We start from the raw sequence: 14021 nt of genomic DNA on the forward strand, positions 1-14021 counted from the left end.
CCCGGCGCGCTCCCGACCGGAGGGTGGGCACCGTGCGGATGTACCCGGAGCCGACGGGCGAGGTGCGCATGAGTCTGTCACTGCGCTTCGCCGCCGGATCGCACAAAGGCATGATCCGGGAGGGCAACGAGGACTCCGGTTACGCCGGTCCCCGCCTGCTCGCCATCGCCGACGGCATGGGCGGCCAGGCCGCCGGCGAGGTGGCCTCCTCCGAGGTGATCTCCACCCTCGTCACGCTCGACGACGACGTGCCCGGCTCCGACATCCTCACCTCCCTCGGCCACGCCGTGCAGCGCGCCAACGACCAGCTGCGCGCCATGGTGGAGGAGGACCCGCAGCTGGAGGGCATGGGGACCACCCTCACCGCCCTGCTGTGGACCGGACAGCGCCTCGGCCTCGTACACGTCGGCGACTCCCGCGCGTACCTGCTCCGCGACGGCGTGCTCACCCAGATCACCCAGGACCACACCTGGGTGCAGCGGCTCGTCGACGAGGGCCGCATCACCGAAGAGGAAGCCACCACCCACCCGCAGCGCTCGCTGCTCATGCGCGCGCTCGGCAGCGGCGACCACGTCGAGCCGGACCTGTCGATCCGCGAGGTGCGCGCCGGCGACCGGTACCTCATCTGCTCCGACGGGCTCTCCGGGGTCGTCTCCCACCAGACCCTGGAAGAGACCCTCGCCAGCTACCAGGGGCCGCAGGAGACCGTGCAGGAGCTGATCCAGCTCGCGCTGCGCGGCGGCGGCCCCGACAACATCACCGTCATCATCGCGGACGTCCTCGACCTGGACACCGGCGACACCCTCGCCGGACAGCTCTCCGACACGCCGGTCGTGGTCGGCGCCGTCGCCGAGAACCAGCAGCACCTGCACGACAACGGGTTCATGCAGACCCCGGCGGGCCGCGCCGCCAGCCTCGGCCGCCAGGGCCCCCGGCACGGTGGCGGCGGCGAGTTCGGCCCGCCCGGCTCCGGCGACACCACCGGCTACGTCCCGGCCGGCAGCTTCGGCGACTACACCGACGACGACTTCGTCAAGCCCCGCAAGGGGCGCACATGGCTGAAGAGATCCTTCTACAGCGTGCTCGCCCTCGCCGTCATCGGCGGGGGCCTGTACGGCGGCTACCGCTGGACGCAGACCCAGTACTACGTCGGCGCCAACGGCGAGCACGTCGCGCTGTACCAGGGCATCAGCCAGGACCTGGCCTGGGTGTCGCTGTCGAAGGTGGAGACCGACCACCCCGAGATCGAACTCAAGTACCTGCCGCCCTACCAGCAGAAGCAGGTCAAGGCCACCATCGCCGAGGGCGGTCTCAAGGACGCCCGGTCCAAGGTCCAGGAGCTGGCCGTGCAGGCCTCCGCCTGCAAGAAGGAGTCGGAGCGCACCGCCGCCGAGTCCAAGACCAGCTCCAAGACCAGCTCCAAGACCGGCCAGGGCGAGGCCGGAGGCACCACGGGAACCACCAAGACCTCTCTCACGTCCAAGGCCTCGCCAAGCCCTTCGAAGTCGGCGTCCGCCACGGCGTCACCGTCCCCGTCCCCCTCAGCGACCCCCAGCCCCGGCCCCACCCTCTCGGAGGATGAGCAGAAGGTCGTCTCGCTGTGCGGTAAGCAATAGGCAAGCCGTGAGAGGCCCCGTCACACGATGAGCAGTACTACCAACACGTCGACGAACCACACGTCCACGATCGGCTCCATCGGCACCCCGAGCCGGCGCAACACCGAGCTCGCGCTGCTGGTGTTCGCCGTCGCCATCCCGGTGTTCGCCTACGCCAACGTGGGCCTGGCCATCAACGACAAGGTCCCCGCCGGACTGCTGAGCTACGGCCTGGGCCTCGGCCTGCTGGCCGGCGTCGCCCACCTCGCCGTCCGCAAGTTCGCCCCGTACGCGGACCCGCTGCTGCTGCCGCTGGCCACCCTCCTCAACGGCCTCGGCCTGGTCGTCATCTGGAGACTCGACCAGTCCAAGCTGCTCCAGTCGATCCACGTCTCGGGCGGCAAGGCCACCAACCAGCTGCTGTACACCGCGATGGGCATCGCGCTGTTCATCGTCGTCCTGATCTTCCTCAAGGACCACAGAGCACTCCAGCGCTACACCTACATCTCCATGGTGGCCGCGCTCTTCCTCCTGCTGCTCCCGCTGGTCCCGGGCCTCGGCGCCAACGTGTACGGCGCCAAGATCTGGATCCACGTCGGCAGCTTCACCATCCAGCCCGGTGAGTTCGCGAAGATCGTCCTCGCGGTGTTCTTCGCCGGCTACCTGATGGTCAAGCGGGACGCCCTCGCGCTCGCCAGCCGCCGCTTCATGGGCCTCTACCTGCCGCGCGGCCGCGACCTGGGCCCGATCCTGGTCGTCTGGTTCATCTCGATCCTCATCCTGGTGTTCGAGACCGACCTCGGTACCTCGCTGCTGTTCTTCGGAATGTTCATCATCATGCTGTACGTCGCCACCGAGCGGACCAGCTGGATCGTCTTCGGTCTGCTGATGTCCGCGGCCGGCGCCGTCGGCGTGGCCAGCTTCGAACCGCACATCCAGACCCGTGTGCAGGCCTGGCTGAACCCCATGCGTGAGTACACGCTCAGCCGCACGGGCAGCAACGACGGCATCCTCCACTCCGAACAGGCCATGCAGGCCCTGTGGGCGTTCGGCTCCGGCGGCACCCTCGGCACCGGCCTCGGCCAGGGCCACTCCGACCTGATCCGGTTCGCCGCCAACTCCGACTTCATCCTCGCCACCTTCGGCGAGGAGCTGGGCCTGGCCGGCCTGATGGCGATCCTGCTCATCTACGGCCTGATCGTCGAGCGCGGTCTGCGCACCTCGCTCGCCGCCCGCGACCCGTTCGGCAAGCTGCTCGCCGTCGGCCTCTCCGGCGCCTTCGCCCTCCAGGTCTTCGTCGTCGCCGGCGGTGTGATGGGGCTCATCCCGCTCACCGGTATGACGATGCCGTTCCTCGCGTACGGCGGTTCCTCCGTGATCGCCAACTGGGCGCTCATCGGCGTGCTGATCCGCATCAGCGACACCGCCCGCCGCCCGGCACCGGCCCCCGCCAGCAACCCCGACGCCGAGATGACCCAGGTGGTCCGCCCCTCATGAACAAGCCCCTGCGCCGGATCGCTATCTTCTGCGGCCTCCTGGTCCTCACCCTCCTGCTGCGCGACAACTGGCTCCAGTACGTCAAGGCCGACACCCTCCGCGAGGACCCCGCCAACCGCCGCGTCACGATCGCCCGCTACTCCACCCCGCGCGGCGACATCATCGTCGACGGCAACCCGATCACCGGCTCCACGGCGTCCAGCCCCTCCGGTCTCAACGACCTGAAGTACAAGCGCACGTACAAGAACGGCCCCATGTGGTCGCCGGTCACCGGCTACGCCTCCCAGGCCTTCGGCGCCAACCAGCTGGAGAGCCTCGAGGACGGCATCCTCACCGGCAACGACGACCGGCTCTTCTTCCGCAACACCCTCGACATGATCACGGGCAAGCAGAAGCAGGGCGGCAACGTCGTCACCACCCTCAGCGCGGCCGCGCAGAAGGCCGCGTACAACGGCCTGAAGGCACAGGGCGGCAAGGGCGCGGTCGTCGCCCTGGAGCCCTCCACGGGCAAGATCCTGGCCCTCGCCTCCTACCCGTCGTACGACCCCTCCGCCTTCGCCGGCACCTCGGACACCGACGCCGCGGCCTGGAAGAAGCTGCAGAAGAAATACAACCCGAACGACCCGATGCTGAACCGGGCGCTGCGCGAGACCTACCCGCCGGGCTCCACCTTCAAGGTGGTCACCGCCGCGGCCGCGCTGGAGAACGGGCTGTACAAGTCGGCCGACGAGGCCACGAACTCGCCGCTCCCCTACGTCATGCCCGGCACCACCACCGAGCTGAAGAACGAGGGCAGCATCCCCTGCAAGAACGCGACCATGCGGATCGCGCTGCGCTACTCCTGCAACACCGTCTTCGGCAAGATCGGCGCCGACCTCGGCAACGACAAGATGCTCGCCGAGGCCAAGAAGTTCGGCTTCGACGCCGAGCAGTTCACCCCGGTCCGCTCCAGCGCCTCGGTCTTCTCCGACAACATGAACCAGTCGCAGACCGCGCTGTCCTCGATCGGCCAGTTCAACACCGCCGCGACCCCGCTCCAGATGGCCATGGTCGCCTCCGCGGTCGCCAACGACGGCAAGCTGATGAAGCCGTACATGATCGACAAGCTTCAGTCGTCGAACCTCGACACGATCTCGCAGACCGACCCCGAGGAGATGAGCCAGCCGCTCAGCTCCGCCAACGCCCAGATCCTCCAGTCCATGATGGAGACCGTCGTCCAGGACGGCACGGGCAAGAACGCGCAGATCAACGGCGTCACCGTCGGCGGCAAGACCGGTACCGCCCAGCACGGCGTGGAGAACAGCGCGAACCCCTACGCCTGGTTCATCTCGTACGCCAAGCTCCCCGACGGCAGCAAGCCGGTCGCGGTCGCCGTCGTGATCGAGGACGATCAGGCCAACCGTGACGACATCTCCGGCGGCGGCCTCGCGGCCCCGATCGCGAAGAGCGTGATGGAGGCAGTCATCAACTCCAAGAAGTGACCCCGCTCACGTCCCCTTCACATCGGTGCACGTTGCGATACCGGTCCGGTATCGGGTTACGGGCTTGGCCAGGTCACACAAACACAGCCGGGTACGGTAGGCCCGGACGGCAGCCTCCGGCCGCACAACCGTGCCGGTCGGGACCGACGGAGAGGGCTGGTAGGGAACTATGGAAGAGCCGCGTCGCCTCGGCGGCCGGTACGAGCTGGGCCACGTGCTCGGCCGTGGTGGCATGGCGGAGGTCTACCTCGCGCATGACACGCGGCTCGGCCGCACGGTGGCGGTGAAGACGCTGCGCGCGGACCTCGCGCGCGACCCGTCCTTCCAGGCCCGGTTCCGCCGGGAGGCCCAGTCGGCCGCCTCGCTCAACCATCCCGCGATCGTCGCGGTCTACGACACGGGCGAGGACTACATCGACGGGGTCTCGATCCCGTACATCGTCATGGAGTACGTGGACGGCTCGACGCTGCGCGAACTCCTCCACTCCGGCCGCAAGCTCCTGCCCGAGCGTGCCATGGAGATGACCATCGGCATCCTCCAGGGCCTGGAGTACGCCCACCGCAGCGGCATCGTCCACCGGGACATCAAACCGGCGAACGTCATGCTGACGCGCAACGGCCAGGTCAAGGTCATGGACTTCGGCATCGCCCGCGCGATGGGCGACGCCGGCATGACCATGACCCAGACCGCGGCCGTCATCGGCACCGCCCAGTACCTCTCCCCGGAGCAGGCCAAGGGCGAGCAGGTCGACGCGCGGTCCGACCTCTATTCGACCGGTTGCCTGCTGTACGAGCTGCTGACGGTACGCCCGCCGTTCGTCGGCGACTCTCCCGTCGCGGTCGCCTACCAGCACGTCCGCGAGGAACCCCAGCCCCCCTCGGTCTTCGACCCCGAGATCACGCCGGAGATGGACGCGATCGTCCTCAAGGCCCTGGTCAAGGACCCGAACTACCGCTACCAGTCGGCCGACGAGATGCGCGCCGACATCGAGGCGTGCCTGGACGGCCAGCCCGTCGCGGCCACCGCGGCGATGGGCTCCGTCGGCTACGGCGGCTACCCGGACGACATGCCGACCACGGCCCTGCGCTCCGACGCCGGCGCCACCACCATGCTCCCCCCGATGAACCCCGACGACGGCGGCTACGGCTACGACGAACGCCCGGACCGCCGCCGCCAGCAGAAGAAGAACAACACCTCCACGATCCTGCTCGTGATCGCGGGCATCCTGGTGCTCGTCGGCGCGATCCTGATCGGGAAGTGGGCGTTCGGCGGAGGCGGGGCCGGGAACGACACGGTCCAGACGCCGAACTTCATCGGGCAGACCAAGGCGACGGCCACACAGATGGCCGACAACATCGGCCTGAAGCTGGCCTTCACCCAGAAGACCTGCGACAACCAGCCCAAGGGCAGCATCTGCGACCAGGACCCGGTCTACAAGACCGAGGTCAAGAAGGACTCCACGGTCAACCTGGTGGTCTCCACGGGCGCGCCGAAGGTCGTCGTGCCGAGCGTCGTCGGCCAGAACATCGACGACGCCAAGACCACGCTTGAGGGCGACAAGTACAACTTCGTCGTCAAGACGAAGCAGCAGGTGTCCGGTGAGGACCCGGGCACCGTCCTGGACCAGAATCCGGCCCTCGGCGCGGAAGTCCAGAAGGGCTCCACGATCACCCTCACGGTCGCCAAGGCCGAGGAGAAGTCCACGGTCCCCGACGTCGCCGGCCAGACCTGCGACGGAGCCAAGGCCCAGATGACGGCCAACAACCTGATCGGCACCTGCACCGAGGTCGACACCACGGACCCGAACCTGGTCGGCAAAGTCGTCTCGACCGACCCGCAGGCCGGTAAGCAGGTCGACAAGAACTCCACGGTGAACATCCAGATCGGCAAGGCCCAGCAGCAGACGGCCGTGCCGGAGGTGCGGGGCCAGACCGTGAGCCAAGCCAGGCAGGCCCTGCAGGCGGCCGGTTTCACGAAAATCCAGTTCAACGGCGACTCCAGCGACAACGCGATCGTCGCCAACCAGGATCCGCAGCCCAACACCGGCGTGAACGACCCCGGCAGCACAACGATCACCCTCACCACGGTGAGCAGTGGCAACGGCAACAACAACGGCGGCAACAACGGCGGCACCAACTTCTTCGGCGGTGTCACCGGCTGACGTTCCGCACGTGACAACGGATGGGCCCCTGCCGGGAAATTGGCGGCAGGGGCCCACTCACACGATCTGGAACCGGGTCAGCCCGCCAGGGTCTGCCTCGCAGCCTTCACCTTGAACGTCAGTCCTGCCTTGACCTTGGCCATGACCGCCGCGTTCGCCGCGATGGCCTGTTCCTGGTAAGCCCGGTCGACGGCGTACCAGACGCCAACCACGTTGTTCTTGTGACGGCAGTCCGCGTCGGCCGTCGCGGTCCGCAGTTCATGCGCCGTAGGCATGGCTGTCTTCACCCACGCGGTGTCACCCACCGCCGCCAACGGATTCGGGTAGCTGAAACCCTTGCCCTTCATGCACAGTGACCACTTGGAGAACACCGCCTCAGTCCGGCGGTCACGCTGAGACTCGATCAGCGTCTGCAATTTGAGGTCGACGGCGATCTGCGGGTCGACGAGCGAGTCGTCGATGCTGCCGGTCAGCTTCTTGGCCGCGTCTCCGATACAGCCGTGATCAGGAACCTTCTGGCCGTGAATGACCTGACCGCCCGCGCCGAATTTCTTCCTGGTGTCGGACGTACCCCGCAGCACGGTCTCGATACCCGGTGCCGTATCCGGTTGTTGCATCGCCGACTGGGACTTGTCGGCGTGGACTCCGCCCTCGGGGTGGTAGCCCCACTTGGCCATCAACGTGGCGTTCTGAGGACCGTAGCGACCGTCTATGCGCGTGGCGGGAGTTTCCCTGGTGCGCGGCGGAAGCGAAACCGGGAAAGAGTAGTTGAAACCGAATCTGGCCATGCAACCTGAGACGATCTTCGCCTGGGCCTTCGCCACCACGGACAGCTGTTCCCAATTCATCAGATATTGATCAAGGGGCAGGGGTTTGTCCTGTGCGGAGTCGAAGACGTACGTCTTGACCACAGATGGCGGGCTGGCAATCGCTGTGTTCCGAGCGTCATCGGGCTTGCCGTCGGCTTTCGCGCCCCCGCCAGCACCTGCGCAACCAGCCAGAAAAAACGCCAGAGTGATCGAGAAGGTGGTGCCGCGGAGGCTGCTGGGCACAAGCGTGGTCTTTCGGTTCAGGGGGCGCATGAAGTGGATTCGGGGCGTCAAGCGTCGCAGGGCTCTCCGGCCGACACCAGACCGGCCGAAGACCCCTGCTGCCACCGTCGGACGGATCTCCAGATCCGCGACTCAGCCTTCGAACCGGCCCGACGCGTTGTTGTTCTTGATCTGGGACGAAAGGTCGAGCGTCTTGTTCGCGCCGACGAGGAAGCACTCCACGCTGCAGCCATAGTTGCTGTTGTAGTAAATGACGAAGAGGCCGTTGTACCAGCTGTCAACGGCAGCCGCGTGGTTCTTGACCGACAGACCGGCGCCCGCGCTGCCGTTGTTGCCCGCCTTGAAGGTGTAGCCCGCGTAGTCGGAGATATCGGCGCTCTGCTTGTAGACGGCGCCGTACCCGTACGCGCTGGAGTTGTAGTACAGACACACTTGGCCACTGCTGCAGTCGGCAGCAGGGTTCGCCGAAGCCGGCGTAGTGGCCAGGGCCGCCACCAGCGCGGTGCCAGTCACGAGCCCCGCAGCAAGCAACTTATTCATGCCCATGTCAGTACTCCTCAAATCAAGGCGCCGATCCTCGGCGCTCGAGGGAGGATACAACGAAGTCGATCTTGTGGACAGAGCGACAACTCACCTGCACGCAGCGGGCCCAGAAGGTCCGAAGCCGCAGCACTGAGGCCTCCGGAGGGCCCCAGTCAACCGTTCAGCTCCGCCGGAGACGCACCAGTCATTCTTCGTCTCGAATCGCACTTCAGCGCCTTTGCCGATCACATCTTCGCGTGTCGCGAGTCGTTGAACGGGTGGGGCGAGGTATCGGGTCTCCGCCCTGGCCATACGGCCACACCGAGAACGGAAGGGCAGAACGTGATCAACGAATCGGCACTGCTGGAGTCGAAGACCCTGCGCAGCAGCGTGCTGGACCGCACCGATGCCCTTGACAAGGTGAAGGCACTGTCACTGCTGCCGGACGGGATGCATGTGACGACGGCGATGGTGGCGGCGTACTTCAACGTCACGATGGAGGCCATCCGGGCACTCGTGCATGATCACCGCACGGAGTTGAAAGCGAACGGCTATCAGGTCCTGACCGGATCCCAACTGAGTGACTTCAAGCAACTCAGTGGAATCCAGTCACGGACCCGGTCCCTCGCCCTCTTCTCCCGGCGAGCCGTCCTCAACGTCGCCATGCTGCTCCGTGACAGCGAAGTCGCACGTCAAGTACGTGTCTACCTCCTCGACATGGAGTACCTGGCTCGGACACAGCCTGTGGATAAACCCGTCCACAAGGAGTCCGACTCCCTCGACGACCGCATCGACCAACGCATCACCCACATCCTCGGCAAGACCGTCGTGCCGATGTTCAACGCCCTGATCGAGACATCGGGCGAGCACCGCAAAGAGCTGATCGCCCTGCGGGCAGGAGTCCAGCGCATCGAGCGGCGACTCCACCAGCACCACACACGGCTGAAGAGGCTCGAAGGGATCCGAGACGACCGCCCCGCCATCGGAGTCATGGCCGCCATGGACGCCATGAACGGCCGCACGTTCGAGCGCCACATCGCCAAGCTGCTGATCCGCGACGGATGCACCAACGTCGTCGTCCAGGGCGGTCATGGCGACCGGGGCGTCGACATCATCGGACTCACGGCCGACGGACGGCGCCTCGTCGTCCAGTGCAAGAGGTTCGCGCCCTACCTCAATATCACCAGCCCCGACGTCCAGAAGTTCATCGGAGCGGCGAAGGTCCTGTACAGCGCGGACGTGGCGCTCTACGTGGCGACGTGCCCCTTCACAGCGGAGGCCCTGGACATCGCCGCCGAAGCCGGGATCACCGCCGTACACCGTGGGGCGCTGGAGGACTGGAGCGCCGGGGAACCGCTGAAGATCCTGGAGTAAGCGCGACGTGACGGGAAAGGGCCCGAAGTCGCAAGGAGTAGTTGCGGCTTCGGGCCTTCGTCAGGCTAGACGAGTGAGCTCCCGGAACTCACTCAAGTCACCGCAGCTCCTTCGGCGGTGTCCGCTCGCTGTCCACCTTCTGCACCCGCACCAGCTCCCCCCACACCACATACCGGTACCGGCTCGTGTACACCGGCGTGCACGTCGTCAGGGTGATGTAGTGGCCCGGCTTGGTCTTGCCGGACTCCTTGGGGATCTGGGAGAGGACCTTGACGTTGTACTTCGAGGTCTCGGGGAGGATGTCGTAGACCTTGTAGACGTACCAGTCGTCGCGGGTCTCGAAGACGACCGGGTCGCCGACCTTCACCTTGTCGATGTTGTGGAACTTCGCGCCGTGGCCGTCGCGGTGGGCGGCGAGGGTGAAGTTGCCGGTCTTGCCGGTGGTGGGGAGCGTGGCCTTGGACGGGTCCGTGTAGTAGCCGGCCACGCCGTTGTTCAGGACGTCCGTCGACGTGCCCTTCTCGACGAGTACCTCGCCGTTCCTCATCGACGGCACGTGCAGGAAGCCGATGCCGTTCTTCGTGTTCAGCGCGCCCGGGCCGGTGTCCTGCCGAGCCCAGGTGTCCCGGACCTTCTCGCCCTCCCGGTCGGCCTTGCGGTCCGCGACGACGTTCGTCCACCACAGCGAGTAGACGACGAACAGGCCGAGCACCAGGCCGGCCGTGATGAGGAGTTCACCCAGAACGCTGACCGCCATCGCGATCCGGCCGATCGGCCGCCGCCCCGGTACGGACGCCGCGTCCGGCGCGTCGGTCTGCTCTTCGGTGTCGTCGGCGGTCGCTGCCACTGTTCCTCTGCCTCTGCCCTTACTCGACGAGCGCGTCTGGCTTGCCCTTGCTGCGCGGGCGTTCCTCGACCATCTTGCCCCACACGATCAACCGGTACTTGCTGGTGAACTCCGGCGTGCAGGTGGTGAGAGTGATGTAGCGGCCCGGCTTGGTGAAGCCGGAACCCTTCGGGACCGGGTCCAGCACGCTCACATTGCTCGGCGACGTCACCGGCAGCATCGACGTCACCTTGTACACGAAGTACTCGTCCTGCGTCTCGACGACCACCGCGTCACCGGCCACCAGCTTGTTGATGTACCGGAAGGGCTCGCCGTGCGTGTTGCGGTGCGCGGCCAGACCGAAGTTGCCGGTCTTGTCCTGCGGCATCGCGGTCTTCAGCGCACCCTCGCCGTAGTGCCCCACCATGCCCTTGTCGAGGACCTTGGCATTGCTGACGCCCTCGGCGATCGGCGCCACCACGTCCAGCTTGGGGATGTGCAGGATGGCGAAGCCCTGACCGGGCTCGAAGACACCGGGGGCGCGCTTGCCGCTCGCCCAGTCCTGCTGGAGGCTGCTGGCCTCCTTGCCGGCCTGGGCATGGGCGCGGACGTTCGTCCACCACAGCTGGTAGGTGACGAACAGCAGCATCAGCACGCCGGTGGTGATGAACACCTCGCCAATCGCCCGGCTCGCCACGACGGCCGGGCTCGGCTTGCGCAACCGTGCCTGCCGCCGCGCCTCGACCCGGGAGAGCGACCGCCCCGGCGCTCCGCTCTCCTGCGACACCGCCTCCGGTGCGCCGCCGTGCCGCCCACCGCGCCGCTTGGCGGCCTTTCTGCGGGCCGCTCGGCCACCTACCGGCCGTCCGATGCCAGAAGGGCCTGCCGTGCCCGCAGAAGCCGATATAGGCGGCGGGTCGGGGATCCGCAGCGCCACGGTCTCCTCGTCGATCGGCGGCACATACGCCGTCCGATCGTCGACCGGCGGGAGAAACGCCGTCTCCCCGAGCGTGCTCGACCCCCCGTACGGCTGATCCCCGTACGAGGCACCGGTCTCGTGCTCGGGGCGCAGCGCGGTCACGCCGAGGCCCTGCCCACCACCGGGGCGAGCCCCGCCGACCGCCCCACGGCCCCCTCGTCACCGCACTCGACCAGCCAGTTGGCCAGCATCCGGTGCCCGTGCTCGGTCAGCACCGACTCGGGATGGAACTGCACGCCCTCCACCGGGAGTTCACGGTGCCTGAGCCCCATGATGATCCCGTCGCGGGTACGGGCGGTCACCTCCAGCTCGGCCGGGACCGTCGCCGGCTCGGCGGCGAGCGAGTGGTACCGGGTCGCCGTGAACGGCGAGGGCAGCCCCGCGAAGACACCCTTGCCGCCGTGCTCGACCAACGAGGTCTTGCCGTGCAGCAGCTCCGGCGCCCGGTCCACCACACCGCCGTACGCCACCTGCATCGACTGCATGCCGAGACAGACGCCGAAGACCGGGACACCGGTCGCGGCACAGTGCCGCACCATGTCCACGCAGACCCCGGCCTCCTCCGGCGTTCCCGGGCCCGGCGACAGCAGCACACCGTCGAAGCCGTCCTGGGCATGCGCCGTCGACACCTCGTCGTTGCGCAGCACCTCGCACTCGGCGCCCAGCTGGTACAGGTACTGGACCAGGTTGAAGACGAAGCTGTCGTAGTTGTCGACGACGAGAATCCGCGCGCTCACTGGTTGTCCACCGTCACATCGTTGAAGGGCAGCAGCGGCTCGGCCCAGGGGAAGACGTACTGGAAGAGGACGTAGACCGCGGCCAGGACCAGCAGGAGTGAGATCAGCGCCTTCACCCACGCGTTCCCCGGCAGATGCCGCCAGATCCAGCCGTACATGCCGTCCCTTCCGTCTCACCACGGCACCAGAATCCCGCCGTACTGCACCAGACTAACGGCGCAGCGCCTTGGGTCTGCCTGACTCCACAGGCTGTGTGGAGTCCAAGTGCGCCCAGACGATCAGCCGATGGCTGTGCCCCCACTCCGGATCGCACGTGGTCAGCGTGAGATAACGGCCCGGGCGCGTATACCCCGACTTACGTGGCACAGGGTCGATCACTTCAACGTCCGTCGGAACTGTTTTGTAAGGGCCTTTGTCGATCCGATACGTGAACCAGGTCGTCCCGTCCGTCAGGACGATCGCGTCACCCTCGCGCAGCTCCGGGAAGTCGAGGAACGGATCACCGTAGGTGCGCCGGTGGCCGGCGACCGCGAAGTTGCCCACCTGCCCGAGCCCGGCGGTCCGCGCGTAGTGGGCGAGGCCCTTCTTCAGCACGTCGGTGCCGGTGCCCTCCAGGACCGGTTTGTTCCACGTGAAACCGAACCGGGGGATGTACATGATCGCGAAGGCCTTGCCGTAGTGGTACGCGGCGGGCTTGGCCGGAGGCGCCGCGGTCGCCCGCGCGGTGGTGGGGTGCACCGTGGCCTTCGCCGACCACTGCCGCTGCAACTGGTCGATCTGGTCGTGCATCACACTGTCGGCCTTCACACCGGTCCAGAACAGCACGTACGCGACGAAGAGCACGATGAGCGTGCCGACGGTGATGCAGAGCTCGCTGACGGTCCTGACGATCACGCGCACCGGCGGCTCCAGAAAGTGACGAGCTGCTTACCTCACGGGCTTCGCGTAGTGCAGATCCACTGTGCCCGAGTAGCCCGGCAGAGTCACCGTCCCGTCCTCGGTCACTTTCCATCCGAGCCCGTACACGTTCACGTACACCATGTAGTTCTGGATGGCCTCGGAGTCCGCGAGCGACTTCTGCATCTTCGCCGGGTCACCGATCGCCTGGATCTTGTACGGCGGTGAGTAGACCCGGCCCTGGAGGATCAGCGTGTTGCCGACACAGCGCACGGCGCTGGTGGAGATCAGCCGCTGGTCCATGACCTTGATGCCCTGGGCGCCGCCCTGCCACAGGGCGTTCACCACGGCCTGCAGGTCCTGCTGGTGGATGACCAGGTAGTCCGGCTGCGGCTCGGGGTAGCCGGGCAGCTTGGCCGTGGCGTTCGGCGGGGCGTCGTTGAGTGTGACGGTGATCGCCTTGCCGGTGAGCTTCTGGGTGCCCGCGTCCTTCTCCAGGCCGGTGAGCTTGTCGTCCTGGGCCTTGCTCGAGCCGTCGTCGCGCTCGGCGAGCTTCTCGTTCTGGTCGCGCGTGCTCGCGTTGGACTCGTCCAGGTCCTTGTTCTTGCGGCTGCGCTCCTGGATCAGGTCGGAGAGCTTGAGCAGGTTGTCGTCCGAGCGGATGTCGGTGCCCTTGGCCGTGTTGAAGCTGGTGAAGAAGAGGAGTCCCGCGAGGGCGAAGACGGCCACGGTGAGAACCCGCACCGGCCGGAAGCCGTTCCTGCGGGCTGGGCCGGCACCCGTTGATCCGGTCCCCTGGGAGTCGGCAGAATTGCTCAACGTACCCTTATCTCCTTCGGCGCCACGGAAGCACTACGCTAACGGACGCCCGGGGGAGCGCTCAGCGCGCCCTTATCTGTC

13 protein-coding genes are annotated in these 14021 nt (G+C 67.1%); 5 read left to right on the plus strand and 8 right to left on the minus strand.

The window, feature by feature from the left end; genetic code table 11:
• Window positions 1-38: 38 nt before the first annotated feature.
• The 4 genes from AB0P24_RS25960 to pknB all read left to right on the plus strand — a co-directional run bounded on the left by AB0P24_RS25960 (window position 39) and on the right by pknB (window position 6734).
• Window positions 39-1616 (plus strand): Stp1/IreP family PP2C-type Ser/Thr phosphatase, encoded by a 1578-nt coding sequence (locus AB0P24_RS25960; RefSeq protein WP_365797966.1) that lies wholly within the window; start codon window positions 39-41, stop codon window positions 1614-1616.
• 27 nt (window positions 1617-1643) lie between these two features.
• Window positions 1644-3092, plus strand: coding sequence for an FtsW/RodA/SpoVE family cell cycle protein (locus AB0P24_RS25965; protein ID WP_365797896.1), 1449 nt, complete (start codon window positions 1644-1646; stop codon window positions 3090-3092).
• Window positions 3089-4573: a penicillin-binding protein 2 gene (locus AB0P24_RS25970; RefSeq protein WP_365797898.1), complete on the plus strand. Its 1485-nt coding sequence runs from the start codon at window positions 3089-3091 to the stop codon at window positions 4571-4573. The genes AB0P24_RS25965 and AB0P24_RS25970 overlap by 4 nt, the downstream gene beginning before the upstream one ends.
• 169 nt (window positions 4574-4742) lie before the next feature.
• Window positions 4743-6734, plus strand: a complete 1992-nt coding sequence (gene pknB / locus AB0P24_RS25975; RefSeq protein WP_365797900.1) for a Stk1 family PASTA domain-containing Ser/Thr kinase — start codon at window positions 4743-4745, stop codon at window positions 6732-6734.
• Window positions 6735-6811: 77 nt separating this feature from the next.
• Here the strand turns inward: pknB and AB0P24_RS25980 are convergent, their stop codons facing one another.
• Both AB0P24_RS25980 and AB0P24_RS25985 read right to left on the minus strand, forming a co-directional pair.
• Window positions 6812-7816, minus strand: a complete 1005-nt coding sequence (locus tag AB0P24_RS25980; protein WP_365797902.1) for a hypothetical protein — start codon at window positions 7814-7816, stop codon at window positions 6812-6814.
• Between the two features lie 102 nt (window positions 7817-7918).
• Window positions 7919-8332: a hypothetical protein gene (locus AB0P24_RS25985; RefSeq protein WP_365797904.1), complete on the minus strand. Its 414-nt coding sequence runs from the start codon at window positions 8330-8332 to the stop codon at window positions 7919-7921.
• Window positions 8333-8650: 318 nt separating this feature from the next.
• On the opposite strand from AB0P24_RS25985, the gene AB0P24_RS25990 reads away from it, so the two are divergent.
• A complete protein-coding gene (locus AB0P24_RS25990) occupies window positions 8651-9682 on the plus strand; it encodes a restriction endonuclease (protein WP_365797906.1) in 1032 nt (343 codons plus the stop codon).
• 97 nt (window positions 9683-9779) lie between these two features.
• On the opposite strand, the gene AB0P24_RS25995 is transcribed toward AB0P24_RS25990, so the two are convergent.
• The 6 genes from AB0P24_RS25995 to AB0P24_RS26020 are packed head-to-tail and all read right to left on the minus strand — an operon-like array spanning window position 9780 to window position 13940.
• Complete coding sequence (locus tag AB0P24_RS25995; protein ID WP_365797908.1) at window positions 9780-10529, minus strand: class E sortase; 750 nt, start codon at window positions 10527-10529, stop codon at window positions 9780-9782.
• Between the two features lie 19 nt (window positions 10530-10548).
• A complete protein-coding gene (locus AB0P24_RS26000) occupies window positions 10549-11589 on the minus strand; it encodes a class E sortase (protein ID WP_365797910.1) in 1041 nt (346 codons plus the stop codon).
• Entirely contained in the window at window positions 11586-12224 is a 639-nt protein-coding gene (locus AB0P24_RS26005; RefSeq protein ID WP_181803456.1) for an aminodeoxychorismate/anthranilate synthase component II, read from the minus strand. The genes AB0P24_RS26000 and AB0P24_RS26005 overlap by 4 nt, the downstream gene beginning before the upstream one ends.
• A complete protein-coding gene (locus tag AB0P24_RS26010) occupies window positions 12221-12382 on the minus strand; it encodes a hypothetical protein (protein WP_365797913.1) in 162 nt (53 codons plus the stop codon). Before AB0P24_RS26010 ends, AB0P24_RS26005 begins: the two co-directional genes overlap by 4 nt.
• 52 nt (window positions 12383-12434) lie before the next feature.
• Entirely contained in the window at window positions 12435-13124 is a 690-nt protein-coding gene (locus AB0P24_RS26015; protein WP_365797914.1) for a class E sortase, read from the minus strand.
• 27 nt (window positions 13125-13151) lie between these two features.
• Window positions 13152-13940: a DUF881 domain-containing protein gene (locus tag AB0P24_RS26020; protein ID WP_365797915.1), complete on the minus strand. Its 789-nt coding sequence runs from the start codon at window positions 13938-13940 to the stop codon at window positions 13152-13154.
• Between the last annotated feature and the right edge of the window lie 81 nt (window positions 13941-14021).

Source organism: Streptomyces sp. NPDC086519, assembly GCF_040686075.1.
GTDB classification, from domain to species: domain Bacteria; phylum Actinomycetota; class Actinomycetes; order Streptomycetales; family Streptomycetaceae; genus Streptomyces; species Streptomyces shenzhenensis.

Bases quoted from the DNA above. Each gene is read 5' to 3' on its own strand.
- AB0P24_RS25960 (WP_365797966.1), top strand. From the start codon at position 39: ATGTACCCGGAGCCGACGGGCGAGGTGCGCATGAGTCTGTCACTGCGC.
- AB0P24_RS25965 (WP_365797896.1), top strand. From the start codon at position 1,644: ATGAGCAGTACTACCAACACGTCGACGAACCACACGTCCACGATCGGC.
- AB0P24_RS25970 (WP_365797898.1), top strand. From the start codon at position 3,089: ATGAACAAGCCCCTGCGCCGGATCGCTATCTTCTGCGGCCTCCTGGTC.
- pknB (WP_365797900.1), top strand. From the start codon at position 4,743: ATGGAAGAGCCGCGTCGCCTCGGCGGCCGGTACGAGCTGGGCCACGTG.
- AB0P24_RS25980 (WP_365797902.1), bottom strand. From the start codon at position 7,816: ATGCGCCCCCTGAACCGAAAGACCACGCTTGTGCCCAGCAGCCTCCGC.
- AB0P24_RS25985 (WP_365797904.1), bottom strand. From the start codon at position 8,332: ATGGGCATGAATAAGTTGCTTGCTGCGGGGCTCGTGACTGGCACCGCG.
- AB0P24_RS26010 (WP_365797913.1), bottom strand. From the start codon at position 12,382: ATGTACGGCTGGATCTGGCGGCATCTGCCGGGGAACGCGTGGGTGAAG.